Origin of the sequence: Herbaspirillum chlorophenolicum, from assembly GCF_001189955.1 — a bacterium.
GTDB classification, from domain to species: Bacteria; Pseudomonadota; Gammaproteobacteria; order Burkholderiales; family Burkholderiaceae_D; genus Herbaspirillum; species Herbaspirillum chlorophenolicum.
Window position 1 is genome coordinate 18,065 of the sequence record NZ_LFLT01000016.1, and the last position, 15,580, is coordinate 33,644.

The 15,580-nt window shown below is 62.7% G+C and carries 13 protein-coding genes; 3 read left to right on the forward strand and 10 right to left on the reverse strand.

All coding sequences use genetic code 11. The annotated features are described in order from the left end of the window. Positions 1–22: 22 nt before the first annotated feature. From AKL28_RS11665 to mfd, 10 genes are all read right to left on the reverse strand, one after another. Entirely contained in the window at positions 23–1,048 is a 1,026-nt protein-coding gene (locus AKL28_RS11665; protein ID WP_050468311.1) for a diguanylate cyclase, read from the reverse strand. Next, positions 1,045–2,115: a chemotaxis response regulator protein-glutamate methylesterase gene (gene cheB, locus AKL28_RS11670; protein WP_050468312.1), complete on the reverse strand. Its 1,071-nt coding sequence runs from the start codon at positions 2,113–2,115 to the stop codon at positions 1,045–1,047. Before cheB ends, AKL28_RS11665 begins: the two co-directional genes overlap by 4 nt. Further along, positions 2,112–4,391 (reverse strand): hybrid sensor histidine kinase/response regulator, encoded by a 2,280-nt coding sequence (locus tag AKL28_RS11675; protein WP_050468313.1) that lies wholly within the window; start codon positions 4,389–4,391, stop codon positions 2,112–2,114. Before AKL28_RS11675 ends, cheB begins: the two co-directional genes overlap by 4 nt. Continuing rightward, on the reverse strand, positions 4,388–5,095 hold the full coding sequence (locus AKL28_RS11680) for a chemotaxis protein CheW (protein ID WP_050468314.1): 708 nt from the start codon (positions 5,093–5,095) through the stop codon (positions 4,388–4,390). The genes AKL28_RS11675 and AKL28_RS11680 overlap by 4 nt, the downstream gene beginning before the upstream one ends. After that, the gene (locus tag AKL28_RS11685) at positions 5,088–6,365 is read right to left on the reverse strand and encodes a CheR family methyltransferase (protein ID WP_050468315.1); all 1,278 of its coding nucleotides are present in this window, start codon (positions 6,363–6,365) and stop codon (positions 5,088–5,090) included. Before AKL28_RS11685 ends, AKL28_RS11680 begins: the two co-directional genes overlap by 8 nt. Then, the gene (locus tag AKL28_RS11690; protein ID WP_050468316.1) at positions 6,362–6,853 is read right to left on the reverse strand and encodes a chemotaxis protein CheW; all 492 of its coding nucleotides are present in this window, start codon (positions 6,851–6,853) and stop codon (positions 6,362–6,364) included. Before AKL28_RS11690 ends, AKL28_RS11685 begins: the two co-directional genes overlap by 4 nt. Before the next feature lie 46 nt (positions 6,854–6,899). Further along, positions 6,900–8,525 (reverse strand): methyl-accepting chemotaxis protein, encoded by a 1,626-nt coding sequence (locus tag AKL28_RS11695; RefSeq protein ID WP_050468317.1) that lies wholly within the window; start codon positions 8,523–8,525, stop codon positions 6,900–6,902. A gap of 289 nt (positions 8,526–8,814) precedes the next feature. After that, a complete protein-coding gene (locus tag AKL28_RS11700; protein WP_050468318.1) occupies positions 8,815–9,177 on the reverse strand; it encodes a DUF4870 family protein in 363 nt (120 codons plus the stop codon). 34 nt (positions 9,178–9,211) lie between these two features. Beyond that, complete coding sequence (gene serB / locus AKL28_RS11705; RefSeq protein ID WP_050468319.1) at positions 9,212–10,072, reverse strand: phosphoserine phosphatase SerB; 861 nt, start codon at positions 10,070–10,072, stop codon at positions 9,212–9,214. Between the two features lie 83 nt (positions 10,073–10,155). Further along, positions 10,156–13,602 (reverse strand): transcription-repair coupling factor, encoded by a 3,447-nt coding sequence (gene mfd, locus AKL28_RS11710; protein ID WP_050468320.1) that lies wholly within the window; start codon positions 13,600–13,602, stop codon positions 10,156–10,158. Positions 13,603–13,762: 160 nt separating this feature from the next. On the opposite strand from mfd, the gene ispD reads away from it, so the two are divergent. From ispD to AKL28_RS11725, 3 genes are all read left to right on the forward strand, one after another. Beyond that, positions 13,763–14,497: a 2-C-methyl-D-erythritol 4-phosphate cytidylyltransferase gene (ispD, locus tag AKL28_RS11715; protein WP_050468321.1), complete on the forward strand. Its 735-nt coding sequence runs from the start codon at positions 13,763–13,765 to the stop codon at positions 14,495–14,497. A 5-nt stretch (positions 14,498–14,502) separates the two neighbouring features. Beyond that, on the forward strand, positions 14,503–15,003 hold the full coding sequence (ispF, locus tag AKL28_RS11720; protein ID WP_050468322.1) for a 2-C-methyl-D-erythritol 2,4-cyclodiphosphate synthase: 501 nt from the start codon (positions 14,503–14,505) through the stop codon (positions 15,001–15,003). A 306-nt stretch (positions 15,004–15,309) separates the two neighbouring features. Next, on the forward strand, positions 15,310–15,516 hold the full coding sequence (locus tag AKL28_RS11725; RefSeq protein WP_050468323.1) for a cold-shock protein: 207 nt from the start codon (positions 15,310–15,312) through the stop codon (positions 15,514–15,516). Positions 15,517–15,580 lie beyond the last annotated feature (64 nt).

Here is a 15,580-nt window from a genome sequence, read left to right on the forward strand (position 1 = left end):
GCTTGGGTTGACGTTGTTATGTTCAGGCGTCCTGCCATACCACGCGGTTGCGGCCCTGCTGCTTGGCCTGGTACAGGCGGCGGTCGGCGATCTCGATCAGTTCCTTGATCTCCTGCCCTTCATCCGGCACCAGGCAGGCCGCGCCGATGCTTACCGTCAGCCACTGGCTGGCGGTAGAGCGCGAGTGCGGAACCTGCCGGGACTCCAGCAGCGAGCATATCTTGCTGCCAATCATGTGGGCGCCGTCGATGTCGGTGCGCGGCAGGATCATGACGAATTCCTCGCCGCCGAAACGCGCCGCCAGGTCAGCCGGACGCATGCTGCTGCCATCGAGCGCCTGCGCCAGCTGCTTCAGCACTTCGTCACCGGCCACATGGCCATAGGTGTCGTTGTACAGCTTGAAGAAATCGACATCGATCAACAGCAGCGACAGCTCCAGCTTCTCGCGCCGGGCGCGCTTCCATTCTGCTTCCAGGTAGTCGTCGAAATAGCGGCGGTTGGCGATGCCGGTCAGGCCATCGGTATTGGTCAGGCGCTGCAATTCAAAATTACTCTTTTGCAACTGCTGCTGGCTTTCGCGCAGGGCCTGGTAGGCCGCGTCGCGCTGCAGCAGGTTGATGTAGGCGCGCGAATGGTAGCGGATACGCGCCACCAGTTCTATCGTATCGGGCAGCTTGACCATGTAATCGTTGACGCCGCCGGCGAAGGCATCACGCTTGACGGTAGCGTCCTCCTTGCTGGAAAGTACGATGATAGGTATGCCGCCCAGCACCGGGCTGGCGCGATACTGGCGCACCAGCGTCATGCCGTCCACCCCCGGCATCAGCAAATCTTGCAGGATGACCGTCGGCCGGGTACGTTCGGCGACGGCCAGCGCTTCTTCGGCACGGCTGCAAAAATGGAAGTCGATATTTTTTTCATTGAGCAGCGCGCGGCGGATAGCCTCGCCTACCATGGCCTGGTCATCTACCAGCAGCACCATGATCTTGTACTCTTCCGTCTGTGGCGCAGCAGCGCCGGACTGGATGCTGGCATTCACCGAAATCATTCCTTGTTCCTCCTGGTAGTTCCAGCCAATAAGGATTGCAAGCGCGCCGCAATCCCTGTAACAGGCAGCACCTCGACAGCGGCGTTCAACGCCACCGCCGCTTTGGGCATGCCATAGACCGCACAACTGGCCTGGTTCTGTGCAATCGTGTGAAATCCGTTCTCGCGCATGGCCTTAAGGCCGACAGCGCCATCGCGTCCCATACCGGTAAGCAGCACCCCCACCGCCTTGTTCGGCCAGTACCTGACCACGCTGTTGAAAAACATGTCGATCGAGGGCCGGTAGACGTCGGACGGGGCACCCGCCGCATAGCCCAGCGTGGAAGCACCGCGAAACACCAGATGCTTGTTGCTGCCGGCCAGCAGAACCTGGCCGCGTTGCGGCTGGTCTCCCTCCTCGGCCAGACGCACCGGTATGTGTGCCTGTTGCCTCAGCCATTCGGCCATGCCGGGGGCGAACGCGGCATCGATATGCTGCACGATCACCATGGCCGCGCCGAAGTCACGCGGAATCGCGCGCAATATCTCTGCCAGCGCCGCCGGACCACCGGCCGACGCCCCCATTGCCACCAGCGGCACCGAGCCATCGTAAGCCGCCGGCACTGCAGCGGCGGCCGTCATCGGCGCGGGACCAGCGGCGGCCGTCCTGTGCGGCAGTGGCAGCGGCAAAGCTTCGTGCGGCAGCCGTCCCAGGTTATCGATCTTCTCGACCAGCGCCGCAGCATCGCGCTTGCCGGCCGCGCCTGTCAGTGCCGGAGTCTGCGTCGCGTCCAGCGCCCCATGGCCGAGCGCCTCGTAGATCTTGGCGGCGCTGCCGCCCATGTCGGAGGTCACGATCAGAATCTGGCACGGCGTCTCCTGCATGATGCGACGGGTTGCCTCGACGCCGTCCATCTTGGGCATGAGCAGATCCATCAGCACCACATCCGGCAATTGCCAGGCGCACATCTGCACCGCTTCCTCGCCATTGCGGGCGATCCAGATCAATTCATGGCGGCCGGTCTCGGCGATCACCCGCCGCAGCACTTCCACCATCATCGAGGTGTCGTTGACGATGCCGATTTTCACGGTGCGGCGTCTCCTATCAAGTCCGCGACGGCCTGCAACAAGCTCTCGTCGTGGAAACTGCTCTTGGTAAAGTAGCGGTCGGCGCCGGCATCCAAACCGCGTTGCCGGTCTTCTTCACGATCCTTGTATGAAACAATCATCACCGGCAGCGACTGCAGGCTGGGAGCGCCACGGATCAGCATGACCAACTCGATGCCATCCATGCGCGGCATGTCGATGTCGGTAATCACAAGATCGAAGTGCTCGGTGCGCACGGCATTCCAGCCATCCATGCCATCTACTGCCACCGTCACCTGGTAACCACGGTTCGACAGCAGCTTGCGTTCCAGCTCCCGCACCGTCAGCGAGTCGTCCACTACCAGCACCTTCTTGCGCGCCTCGCCAGTACCTTGCGCGGCGCCTGCGTGGTGGACCGCCTCCAGCCGCCCCGAAGACGTCAGCTTTTCCACCGAACGCACCATGTCGGCCACGTCCAGGATCAGCAAGGGATCGCCGTCTTCCATCAGCGCACCGGCCAGTACGTCGGGAATCTTGCCCAGGCGCGAATCAAGCGGCTGCACCACCAGCATACGCTCACCGAGGAAAGCGTCGACCGCAATGCCGTAGGCATGTTCATGGTCGCCGATCACCACCACGCAGACGCTGTCGTCGCGCGCGCGCCATTCGCCCTGGCGCAGCAGTTGGTGGGCACTGATCAGGCCGATCTGGCGGCCTTCGTGGCTGAAGTGCTGGTAGCCTTCCAGGATCTGCAATTGATCCGGATGCAAGCGCAAGGTGCGGTTCACATAGGCCAGCGGGAAGGCGTAAGGCTCGCCATTGATGTCTACCAGCAGGCTGCGGATCACCGACAAGGTCAGCGGAAGCTGCATCAAAAAGCGCGTACCCAGTCCCGGCCTGGTGGTGATGCGAATGGTGCCGCGCACTTGCTTGAGCATGTCGGCCACCACGTCCAGGCCAACGCCCCGGCCGGAAATCTCGGTGACGGTTTCACGCAAGCTGAAGCTTGGCAACAGCAGGAATTCCAGCAACTCGGCATCGGACAAGCGGGCCGCAGTCTCCTCATTGGACAACTTGCGCTGAACCACCATCGCGCGCAGGCGCTCGAGATCGATGCCGACGCCATCGTCATTGACTTCAATCAGCAGCATGCCGGCGCTGTGGCGCGCCTCCAGCCGGATCAGGCCCTGTTCGGGCTTGCCAGCGGCGATGCGCTCCTGCGGGCTTTCAATGCCGTGGTCGACGGCGTTGCGCAGCAAATGGCCCAGCGGCGCATCCAGCTTTTCCAGGATGTCGCGGTCGATCTGCGTGGCGCTACCGGAAATCTCCAGCCGCACGCTCTTGCCCAGCGTATTGGCAACATCGCGCACCATGCGCGCGAAGCCGCCGGTACCGTCGGCAAAGGGCCGCATGCGACACGCCAGGGCCTCGTCGTAGAGGCGTTGCGACAGGTTCACCGAACGGCGGTCGAAAGCCTCCAGTTCATTCAACTGGTCGCCCAGCAGATGCTGGCTCTGTTGCATCAGCGCGCGCACTTCACCCAGGGTGGCATGCGCCGTCTCATCGGCGTCGCTGGTGGCCAGCTTCTGCTGCAGCAATTCCAGCGCCTGCATGGCCTCCCTCTGCATGCGTTTCATGCGCAGCATGCCCGCTGAAAATGGTTTCAACCGGCGCGACTCGACCAGGGATTCGCCGGACAGGCTCAGCAGCCGGTCCAGGTTTTCCGCGCTGACCCGCACCGCGCGCACGGCACCCGGCGCCATCGAGCCGCCTGACGGCTCGCGCACGTCCGCGACCGGTGCTGCCACAGGCTGCGGCGCCGCCGGCTGTTCCGGCACAACGGTCTGGGCTGACGGAGAGGGAAGTTCGCCGCCACTCATCACGAGAGCCAGCGTATTCATGAACGCTGCCACCTCGACACTGCCGGCATGGTCGGCCCAGGCTTCGTCGCCGTCGGGCGGATTGGCGATGCGCGCCAGCAGATCGGCCCCGCGCAGCAGCACGTCGATATGCTGCCGTCCCAGCACCAGCTTGCCCTGCTGCGCCAGCACAAAGCAATCCTCCAGCACGTGGGCAATTCTTACTGCCGCATCCAGGCCGACGATGCGCGCCGCCCCCTTGAGCGAATGGCCGGCGCGCATGCATGCGTCCAGGTGATCGGCAGGGTCGGCTCCGTGCTCCAGTTGCAGCAGGCTGGCATTGAGTTGCTGGATCTGGCTTTCCGCCTCGAAGCGGAACAGGTCCAGCATCGACATCTGACTCAGGTCTGGCGTACTCATGCCATGCTCCGGTTGAGCGCATAAAACAGCAAGCCGTGGTCCAGCAGGCCGACCTTGTGTTCGCGCCAGTCCAGCAAGCCCCGGGTGTATTGGGTGGCGGCGTGCGCCAATGTGGTCGGCACCGGCGCCACGCCATCGCTCGCATAGCGGTGTACCCCGGCGACCTCGTCGACCGGGAACACCAGCGTCTGCCCCTCATGTTCCACCACGATCATGTGCTTGCGGCCACGCTTGTCGCTGTGGCCGTCGGCGATCTGGAACAGGCCCATCAGCGACACGCAAATGCGCAGCGCGCCCCGGATATTGAGCACGCCCTGCACGGCGCGGTTGCGCTGGTGCGGCAGGCTATGCACCACCCGCGCGTCGGCCACTTCAATGACCGCATCAGTCGACAACGCCAGCCACTCTTCGCCCACACGAAACACCAGCGCCGACTCGCGCCGGCGGCCGGCCTCTGCGGCGCTGGCCAGCTCCGCCTTGCGCGCCGCGTCTTCAGCCGACTGCGCCCAGCCCTGGGCCAGATCGGTGGTTTGTGCCGCACGATCCAGCAGCAGCAAGGCGGCGCGGGCATAGGTCGGGCAATTCAGGCAGCGCAGGTGCTCCTTCAGTTCGGGGCAAGAACTGTCGCCGCGCACGCCAATACTGTTCCAGCAATCGTCGATGGCCTCGGCGGACAATGCGCCGGACAACTTGTTCTCATCCATGCGCCAGGCCTCCCGTCTTCATGACGGACTGTTCAACGCGCTGGGCCCGCTCGCGCATGCGGCTGGCGCCAGCCGCATCTCCCTGGGCCTGCAGCAATGCGGCCAGATGCAGCAGGGCTTCATGGTGATCGGGGGCAAGGTAGATCGCCTTGCGGTAGCAGCGCTGGGCGCCGGCCACGTCGCCGCCGGCGTCGCTGATCAGTCCGTGCAGGTAAAACGCTTCAGCGCTGGGGCCATGCTCCTGTACGGCTTTTTCGCACAAAGCGTTGGCGCGCGCGAACTCGCCCTGGTCGGCCAGATGGCGCGCCTGCACCAGCAGATCCGCCTGGGCCAGGCCGGTTGCCGGAACGGCTTCTGGCTGCGGCACCGAAGGGCGTGCCTTGGCCGCGAATGGCCGCGGCTTGGCCTGCACGGGCAACAGTGCGGCCACACGTACCGGCATGGTTTTCGATACAGGCAGAAAAGCCGGTTCGTCAGCACAGCGCTTGCGAAAACCGAAGGCCAGCGGAATTCCTGCCGGCGCCACCCGCGAATTCAACATGATGCCGCCCTCGGCCGGGCCGACGAAGATATGGCCATCATCCTTGAGCAGACTGTCCAGTATGGCCACCACTTGCTGTTGCACCTCGCGGTCGAAGTAGATCAGCACATTGCGGCACAAGATGAAATCATAGGGCTGCTCGTTGCGCATGAAATCGGCTGCCAGCAGATTGCCAGGCACGAAAGCCACCTGCGCCTTGACCTCATCGGCAATGCGCCACTCGGTATCCTGTTGGGTGAAATAGCGGTCGCGAAAACCCAGTTCGCGTCCGCGAAAAGAGTTGCGGCCGTACAAGCCGGCGGCGGCGATTTCCAGCGATCGTGTACGGATGTCGATGGCGTCGATACGGAAGGCCGAGGCCGGTACGCCCTGGTCGAACAAGGCCATCGCGACCGAGTATGGTTCCTCGCCGGTGGAGCATGGCAGGCTCAGGATGCGCAACCGCGCCACCTGCGCCGAGACCAGCTTTTCGCGGCCCAGCCGCGCCACCGCCAGCATCGCTTCGCGGTCGCGGAAGAACCAGGTCTCCGGCACCACGGCCAGCTCGATCAGGTTCTGCAATTCCGCCGGATCGATATGCAACTGGGCCAGATAGGTTTCGTCCTTGTCCAGGTTCAGCGCCGCCATGCGCTCGTGCACCACGCGCTCGATCAGGCTGGAACCGACGGTAGCCATGTCCAGCCCCATCGCTGTCTTGAGTTTTTCGGCAATGCCTTTCAATGCATTCATGGCGCCTCTCCAGCGCCGGCGAGCGCATGCCCGGGCGGAAACAGCAAGGCGCGCGTATCTGCATCCAGCAGCGCATCGACCGTGATCCATTGCAGCAAACCGTCACGATGGCGCATCACCGGCCCCAGATAGCGCGCCTGTTCGTTGTGCAGCCCGGACGCCAGGAAATCTTGCGGATCGCAGCACAGGGTGTCGGTGGCCTTCTCCAGCACCAGTCCCAGCAGGCGCGGCTCGGCGCCAGCCGGTGCATAGCGCACCAGCACCAGGCGCGTGGACAGCCGCACGTCGGCCGGCTTGTCCAGGGACAGGCGGCTGATGTCGATCACCGGCACATGGCGGCCGCCATAGCTGAACAGTCCCGCCACCCAGGGCGGCGTCCCCGGCACCTGCTTGAACTGGGCCAGCGGCAGCACCACCTCGACATCCGACGCCGGCAAGGCGTAGCGGTCGCGATCGATATGAAACAACAGGAACAGTTTTTGGGTCATGGGGAAAACACGATCGTGCCTTGGCCGGTCCCGTGCATGCTCCGGCTCAGCCGGACACCTTGAAGCGCGACACGCCATTGCGCAGATCATTGGAAACCAGGTTCAGCTCCTCGATGGCCTGGCTCGACTGCTGCAACGACTCCACCGTCTGCTGCGCCGCTTCCGACAATTGCACCAGCGCCTGGTTGATTTGTTCGGCGCTGTTGGCCTGGGCCTGCATGCCCTCGTTGACCATTTGGAAACGCGGCGTCAGCGCCTGCACTTGCGAGATGATCTGCGACAGCTGGGTCCCGGCGTTCTGCACTTCCTGCATACCGCGACGCACCTGGTCGGAGAACTTGTCCATTCCCATCACACCGGCGGCTACCGCCGACTGGATTTCCTTGACCATCACTTCGATGTCATAGGTGGCCACCGCGGTCTGGTCGGCCAGGCGGCGGATTTCGGTCGCCACCACAGAGAAGCCGCGGCCATGCTCGCCGGCCTTCTCGGCTTCGATGGCGGCGTTAAGCGACAGCAGATTGGTCTGGTCGGCCACCTTGGTGATGGTCGTGACTACCTGATTGATATTGCCGGCCTTCTCGTTGAGGATGGCCAGCTTGGCGCTGACCGAACCGGCCGCGTCCATCACGTTTTGCATGGTGTCTTCCATGCGCGTCAGGCCTGCCTGGCCGCTGCCGGCCAGCACGGAAGTCTGCTCGGATACGACCGACACCTCGTTCATGGTGCGCACCAGGTCGCGTGACGTGGCGAAAATCTCACGCGAGGTGGCCCCGATCTCGGTGGTAGTGGCAGCGGTCTCGGAGGCGGTGGCTTGCTGCTGCTTGGAGGTGGCAGCGATCTCGGTAACCGAGGTAGCTACCTGGGACGAGGATTTCTGCGCCTGGCTCACCAGGGTAGTGAGGTCGTCGGTCATGCGGTTGAAGCCGTTGGCCAGATGGCCGAACTCATCCTCGCGCTCCAGTTGCAAGCGATGCGAAAAATCCCCGGAACGCATGATGTCGAGGATGACCAGCAACTGCTGCAACGGTTTGTTGATGGCGCGCATCAGGAAGAAACCGCATACCAATGCGACCAGCAGCGCAGCCATCAGTGAAATCAGGATGGTGAACTGCGCCGAGGTGACGGCATCGCTGATATTGGACGCGGAGTCGTCGGCAATCGACTTGTTCTTCTCCACCATGCGCTGGGTCAGTTGGTAAGCCAGGCGCCACTGGGGGCGAACCTGTTCATTGAATATCTTGTCGACCGCGGCGCGCTGGCTGAAATCCATTTGCAGGACTTCGGTCATCATGGCGCGATACTTCTGGCGCGCCTCCTTGAATTCTTCGAACAGCTTGCGGTCCTCTGCGTTGAAGACGGTCTTGTCATAGTCTTCCTGCAGGTGATCCAGTCGTTCGCCGTTACGCCGCAATTGCGCAATGTCGCTCTGGCGTTCGCCATCGGTGCTATCGATCTGCGCAATCTGCTGGCCTAGCAGCAAGTTCTCGTACCACGCGGTATTGATCATGGTGCTGTAGTAGAGACCGGGCGTGGAGTCCATGCGCAGGCTGTCGGCACTCTTTTCGACTCGCGACAGGTTGACGGCCGAAATACCGGCCATCAGTGCCATCAGGATCAGGATGAGCGCGAAGCTACCGAGGATACGTTGCTTAATCGACCAGTTTTTCATGCCGCAGCTTTCTTGGTATGGGATGTCGCGCACCGCTGGAACGCACGGAATCGTGGATCGCCGGTGCCAGACGGCATGCATAAAATTAAGAAAATTGTTGAGATTATGTACGAAAGACTTCGATATAGCCATCTCGACAACTCGGCCGCCACAGTATCTTTCCGGCGTCTCTGCACATTACAACCCGGAAATAAAAACGGCGCCGATATACCGGGCGCCGCTGTATTTCCCATGTGCCGTTTGCGATCCATCGATCAAGGCCACTTTCCTCGCCACCGGCGAGTCCGGCTTACACCGGCATAGGCTTGTTGTCGAGCAAATCGAGAAAGCCCTTGATCAGGCGATATGCCTTCCAGATCCAGGCCAGCGTCCAGATCAGGATGGCCAACGGAATGCCCACCACGGTCAGCCATACCAGGCCGCCGGCGAACATCCAGAACAGGTACCACCAGAACGAACGTATCTGCCAGCGATGGTGGCTATAGACGAAGGTCTCGCGGGCATCCTCGCGCTTGATGTAGTTGACGATCAGGGGCAACCAGGACAGCGTGCCTAGCGAAAACGCCAGGCAAATGCCGTGAAAGAGGTACAGCCACCATGCCAGATCCTTGGCCGATTGCGTGTTGCCGTCCAATACCAGTTCCTGCGTCATGTTGTCTCCTATTCGTAGTGGTCGGGCGCGGCCCTCAGGCCAGCAGGTTCAAGATGCCATCCAGTCCGACAAAATTCAAGCCCACATCCGCCTGAGCGCGTACCACCGGCTTGGCGCGGAACGCCACCGACAAGCCGGAGATGCCCATCATCTTCAAATCGTTGGCGCCATCGCCCATGACGATGGCCTGCGACGGGTCGGCGCCGATCTCGCGGCACACGCGTTCCACCGTCAGCCGCTTTTCGTCGGCATTGACGATACCGCCGACTACCTTGCCGGTCAGCTTGCCGTCTGCCACTTCCAGTGTGTTCGAGTGGGTGTAGTCCAGGCCCAGGCGGGTCTTCATGCGGTCGGTAAAGAAGGTAAAGCCGCCGGAGACCAGCAGCGTCTTCAACCCCGCCGCCTGAATCGCCTTCAGCATATTGTCCGCGCCCGGCGAGAGTTGCAGGCGCTCGTCGTAGACGCGCTGCAGGGCGGAAGCATCCAGCCCCTTCAGCAGCGCCACGCGGCGCGTCAGGCTTTCATTGAACTCGATCTCGCCGCGCATGGCGGCTTCGGTGATTTCCGCCACCTGCGGTTTCAGGCCCTGCATGTCGGCGATCTCATCGATGCATTCGATGGTGATCAGCGTCGAATCCATATCCATCGCCACCAGCCGGAAGTCGGCCAGCCTGAGCGCCGGATCGACGAAGGCATAGTCCACTTGCGCAGACAGGCAGGCGGCATCGACCGCGACCCTGGTCTCATCGGAATTGTCCACATCGACGCAACGCCAGGCCTGCACATCGGGAACGCGCCCGGCGTCGATATGCTCGACGCGCTGCGCCTTGGCCAGCGCCGCGATGACGTTGATGTCGGTGGCATTGCTCTTGAATGCTTGCAGGATCAGGTTCATGTCTTCTGTTGTTATCGGTTCAGTAGTTCAGTAGTTCAAATAAAGGATTCATTGGATTGCGGGGCACGTTCCGCCCTGCCCGCTCAACCGGCCAGCGCCTTCATGGTTGCCTTGACCTGCTGCACGCGTGCATTGAGGTCGGGCATGGAGGCGGCAATGCGCAGCTTGTCCTGGCCGTTGAGCTTGACCTGGCGGTTCTTCTGCACCAGTTCGATGATGCGCATGGCATCGATCGGCGGATTGGGCATGAACTGCAGCAGCGCGGCCTCGGAATGGGCGTCGATCTTGACGATGCCCAGCGGCTTGGCGGCGATGCGCAGGCGGTGCGTTTCCACCAGCGCGCGCGCCGGCTCGGGCAGCTTGCCGAAGCGGTCGATCAGTTCTTCCTGCAGGTCGTCGATGGCGTCCTGCTTCACGCAGTTGGCGAAACGCTTGTAGAGCGACAGGCGCTCGTGCACGTCGCCGCAATAATCGTTGGGCAGCAACGCCGGCACATGCAGGTTGATTTCAGTGGTGGATGACAGCGGCGCGGCCAGGTCGGGTTCCTTGCCGTTCTTCAGCGAACGCACCGCTTCATTCAGCATATCGGAGTACATCTGGAAACCGATCTCGTGGATCTCGCCCGACTGGTTGTCGCCCAGCACCTCGCCGGCGCCGCGGATCTCCAGGTCATGCATGGCGAGATAGAAGCCGCTGCCCAGTTCCTCCATCTGCTGGATCGCTTCCAGCCGGCGCTGTGCCTGCTTGGACAAGCCATGCACATCCTGCACCAGCAGGTAGGCATAGGCCTGGTGGTGCGAACGGCCGACGCGGCCGCGCAGCTGGTGCAGCTGCGCCAAACCGAACTTGTCGGCGCGGTGCATGATGATGGTGTTGGCGGTCGGCACGTCGATGCCGGTTTCGATGATGGTGGTACACAGCAGGATGTTGAAGCGCTGCGCCACGAAATCGCGCATCACCTTTTCCAGGTCGCGCTCGTGCATCTGGCCGTGGGCCACGCCGATGCGCGCTTCCGGCAACAGGGCTTCGAGCATGGCCTTGCGGTTGCCGATGGTTTCCACCTCGTTGTGCAGGAAGTACACCTGGCCGCCGCGCTTCAATTCGCGCAGGCAGGCCTCGCGGATGGTCGATTCGTTCTCCCCGCGCACGAAGGTCTTGATGGCCAGCCGCTTTTGCGGCGCGGTGGCGATCACCGAGAAGTCGCGCAGCCCTTCCAGCGCCATGCCCAGCGTACGCGGGATCGGCGTGGCAGTCAGCGTGAGCACGTCGACCTCGGCGCGCAGCGATTTCAGCGCCTCCTTCTGGCGCACGCCGAAGCGGTGTTCCTCGTCGATGATGACCAGGCCCAGGCGCGAGAACTTCACCTCGTCCGACAGCAGCTTGTGGGTGCCGATGACAATATCGATCGTGCCATCGCCCAGCCCCTTGATCGCTTGCGTGACTTCCTTGCCGGTACGGAAACGCGACAGCTCGGCGATACGCACCGGCCAGTTGGCGAAGCGGTCGGCGAAGGTCTGCGCATGCTGTTCGGCCAGCAGCGTGGTAGGCGCGAGAATGGCCACCTGCTTGCCGCCCATCACGGCGACGAATGCCGCGCGCAAGGCCACCTCGGTCTTGCCGAAACCGACGTCGCCGCAGATCAGGCGGTCCATCGGCTTGCCGCCGGTCATGTCCTTGATCACGGCGTCGATGGCGGCGGCCTGGTCGGCGGTCTCCTCAAACCCGAAGCTGTCGGCAAAGGCTTCGTAATCGTGTGCGGAATATTCGAAAGCATGGCCCTGGCGCAGCGCGCGGCGCGCATACAGGTTGAGCAGTTCGGCGGCAGTGTCGCGCACTTGCTGCGCCGCCTTGCGCTTGGCCTTTTCCCACTGGCCGGAACCCAGCGCGTGCAATGGTGCGTCTTCCGGCGAGGCACCGGAATAGCGCGAAATCACATGCAGTTGCGATACCGGCACGTAGAGCTTGGTTTCCTTGGCGTATTCGAGATGCAGGAACTCGGTCTCGCCCTCGCCCAGATCCATGCTGATCAGGCCCATGTAGCGGCCGATGCCGTGATTGGAGTGCACCACCGGGTCGCCGATCTTGAGCTCCGACAGGTCGCGCACCATGTGCTCGACTTCGGTAGCGGCCTGCTGCTTGCGGCGGCCGGCGCGACGACCGCTGCCGGCATACAGCTCAGCTTCGGTGACAAAGGCCAGCGCTTCAGCCTGCAGCTCGAACCCGGCGTACAGCGGCGCCACGCCCAGCATCAGCTTTTCGCCGCTGGCCAGGAATCCCTGCCAGTCGTCGCACAGCGCAGGATGCAAATCGTATTCGGCGAAATATTGCTGCAGCGTCTCGCGGCGGCCATTGGTGTCGGCGCAGATCAGCACGCGCTTGCCGGTCTGCAGCAGGAACGAACGCAGGTTGGTCAGCGGATCGTCGATGCGGCGGTTGACGGCGATGTTGGGCAGCGGCGCCGACAGCTCGGAAGGCACGTCATCGGTCTTGACGATCCAGCGCGCATGGGGCTTCAGCAGCGTGAAGAAATCCTCGTCATCGAGGTAGATCGCTTTCGGCTCCAGCACTGGGCGCTCGCGGTCGGCGTGCAGGAACTGCCAGCGCGAGCGGGTATCGCTCCAGAAGCGCTTGATGGCCTGTTCGATGTCGCCCACCGTGGCGAACATGGCGTCGGCCGGCAGGTATTGGAACAGTGTCGCGGTCTGCTCGAAGAACAGCGGCAGGTAGTACTCGATACCGGCCGAGGCGATGCCGTTGCCGATGTCCTTGTAGATGGCCGAACGCGACGGATCGCCCTCGAACACCTCGCGCCAGCGGTTGCGGAAGGCCAGGCGCGCCGCTTCATCCATCGGGAATTCGCGGCCGGGCAGCAGGCGCACTTCCGGCACCGGGTACAGCGAGCGCTGGGTATCGGCATCGAAGGTGCGGATGGTTTCCACCGTGTCGCCGAACAGGTCGAGGCGGTACGGCAGCACCGAGCCCATCGGGAAGATATCGATCAGGCCGCCGCGCACCGAATATTCGCCCGGCGACATCACCTGGCCAACGTGGCTGTAGCCGGCCAGCGTCAACTGCGATTTGAGCTTGGCCTCGTCCAGCTTCTCGCCCTGCTTGAAGAAGAAGGTATAGGCCGCCAGGAATTCGGGCGGCGCCATGCGCAGCAAGGCGGTGGTCGCCGGCACGATCAGCAGGTCGCACTGGCCCGACTGCACCTCGTACAGCGTCGCCAGGCGTTCGGACACCAGGTCCTGGTGCGGCGAAAAGGCATCGTAAGGCAGGGTTTCCCAGTCTGGCAGCAGGTGGCAGCGCAGCTTGGCGGCCTCGTCGCCGGCCGGCTGGAACCAGGGGATCTCGGCCAGGAGGCGCTGGGCATCGGTGGCGCCGGCCACCACCACGGCCAGCATGCGGCCTTCGGCCTTCAGCGCCAGCGCCGCTTGTGCCAACAGGTAGGCATCAGCTGAACCGTGGGCTGCTGGCGGGACAAAACGTACGCCTGGCTTGGGAAGGTTTTTTTTCAGGTCGAAAGGCATCGGCGGGTTCGGGGAGCAGCAGATTCGGCGGATTCAGCGGTTTCGGGCGATCAAAATGCCGGCCGCTTGCAAAGGATTGGCATTAAAATTCAGCCTCCGATTATAAACGATGGCCCTTGCCGCAGGCTGCCGCGCGGCCCGTACAGGCACTCCGCATCACATGAACCGACCGGCCTCCCCTACCTCTGCCCCGGCGCAACCGCAACATTTCGCGCTGATCCCCGCCGCCGGCGTCGGCGCCCGTATGGGCGTGCATATCCCGAAGCAATACATGGCCGTGGCCGGCAAGCCGATGCTGCGCCATGCGCTGGACACCTTCGCCGCGCATGCGCGCATCACCCGTACTTTCGTGGTGGTCAGCGCCGGCGACGCCTGGATCGACGAGTTGCTCACGCCCGAACTGGCGCAACGCACCACGATATTGCGCGTGGGCGGCGCCACACGGCAGGAAAGCGTCTTCAATGGCTTGAACGAAATGCGCAACGTGGCCGGCGACGCCGACTGGGTGCTGGTGCACGACGCCGCGCGCCCGGGCCTGAACGCCGAGCTGATCGACCGACTGCTCGATACGCTGGAGAACGACGACGTCGGCGGCTTGCTGGCGCTGCCGGTGGTCGACACGCTCAAGCGCGAGAGCGCCGGCGGCCGTTCGCAGGAAACCGTCCCGCGCGCCGGCCTGTGGGCTGCGCAAACGCCGCAGATGTTCCGCTACGCACTGCTGCAGCGGGCCTTGCGGCAAGCGGCCGAACAGGGCCGCATCGGCGCCATCACCGACGACGCCAGCGCCATCGAGATGCTGGGCCTGCGGCCCCGCCTGGTGGAAGGCAGTCCCCGCAACCTCAAGGTCACGCTGGCGCAGGACGCCGCGCTGGCCGAATTCTTTTTGAAAGGCTGACCGCCATGAGCGCCACTGCATTCCCCTTCCGCATCGGCCAGGGCTACGATTGCCATGCACTAGTCGAAGGCCGCCCGCTGATCCTGGGCGGCGTCGATATCCCCCACAAGAAGGGCCTGCTCGGCCACTCCGACGCCGACGCCCTGCTGCATGCCATCACCGATGCCCTGTTCGGCGCCGCGGCGCTGGGCGACATCGGCCGCCACTTCCCCGACACCGATCCGCAATTCAAGGGCGCCGACTCGCGCGCCTTGCTGCGCGAAGCCGCCAAACGCCTGGGCGCCGCCGGTTATAAGATCGGCAACGTGGATGCCACCATCATCGCCCAGGCGCCGAAGATGGCGCCGCATATTCCCACCATGGTGAAAAACGTGGCCGAGGACCTGGGAATTTCCGTCCAGCAAATCAATATCAAGGCCAAAACCAACGAAAAACTGGGTTATTTAGGCCGTGAAGAAGGAATTGCGGCGGAAGCTGTTGTTCTGATCCATCAGAAAAATGATTGAATTGTGCGAATCCAGAAATTCGCGTAGGACAATGACGGACACGCTGAAAGCCGCACCAGACAAGGGATTCCGGGCGTTTCTCTGCACCAGTTTTCGGCATGAATAGAAAACTAAAGTACAAGCAAAAATAATTAAATATTTAAATTGAACTTTGCAACCGAAAATAGCTTGCATTCCCTATTTAATGAGTATAATCAGCGCGTCGTTAGGATTCGAGCTGGTAGTGCGGTCTTCGCTGTCATTCCTCCCGAGTAACGATAAAGAGCCGGGCATAGCAGCCCCAATCAATTAATTTAGGAGTCCGTAATGGCAACTGGTACCGTCAAGTGGTTCAATGATGCAAAAGGTTTTGGTTTTATCACCCCCGATGAAGGCGGCGAAGATCTGTTCGCGCACTTCTCGGCTATTCAGTCGAACGGTTTCAAGTCGCTGAAGGAAAACCAACGCGTTTCCTTCGAAGTGACCACTGGCCCGAAGGGCAAGCAAGCTTCGAACATCCAGCCTGTTGCTTAAGCTTCAGCTGAGATAAAAAATCCCCGACTTGTCGGGGATTTTTTTCGTCCGTACTACTCGTCTG

Coding starts and splice junctions, on each gene's coding strand:
- AKL28_RS11665 (WP_050468311.1), bottom strand. CDS start 1,048: ATGATTTCGGTGAATGCCAGCATCCAGTCCGGCGCTGCTGCGCCACAG.
- AKL28_RS11675 (WP_050468313.1), bottom strand. CDS start 4,391: ATGAGTACGCCAGACCTGAGTCAGATGTCGATGCTGGACCTGTTCCGC.
- AKL28_RS11680 (WP_050468314.1), bottom strand. CDS start 5,095: ATGGATGAGAACAAGTTGTCCGGCGCATTGTCCGCCGAGGCCATCGAC.
- AKL28_RS11685 (WP_050468315.1), bottom strand. CDS start 6,365: ATGAATGCATTGAAAGGCATTGCCGAAAAACTCAAGACAGCGATGGGG.
- AKL28_RS11690 (WP_050468316.1), bottom strand. CDS start 6,853: ATGACCCAAAAACTGTTCCTGTTGTTTCATATCGATCGCGACCGCTAC.
- AKL28_RS11695 (WP_050468317.1), bottom strand. CDS start 8,525: ATGAAAAACTGGTCGATTAAGCAACGTATCCTCGGTAGCTTCGCGCTC.
- AKL28_RS11700 (WP_050468318.1), bottom strand. CDS start 9,177: ATGACGCAGGAACTGGTATTGGACGGCAACACGCAATCGGCCAAGGAT.
- serB (WP_050468319.1), bottom strand. CDS start 10,072: ATGAACCTGATCCTGCAAGCATTCAAGAGCAATGCCACCGACATCAAC.
- mfd (WP_050468320.1), bottom strand. CDS start 13,602: ATGCCTTTCGACCTGAAAAAAAACCTTCCCAAGCCAGGCGTACGTTTT.
- ispD (WP_050468321.1), top strand. CDS start 13,763: ATGAACCGACCGGCCTCCCCTACCTCTGCCCCGGCGCAACCGCAACAT.
- ispF (WP_050468322.1), top strand. CDS start 14,503: ATGAGCGCCACTGCATTCCCCTTCCGCATCGGCCAGGGCTACGATTGC.
- AKL28_RS11725 (WP_050468323.1), top strand. CDS start 15,310: ATGGCAACTGGTACCGTCAAGTGGTTCAATGATGCAAAAGGTTTTGGT.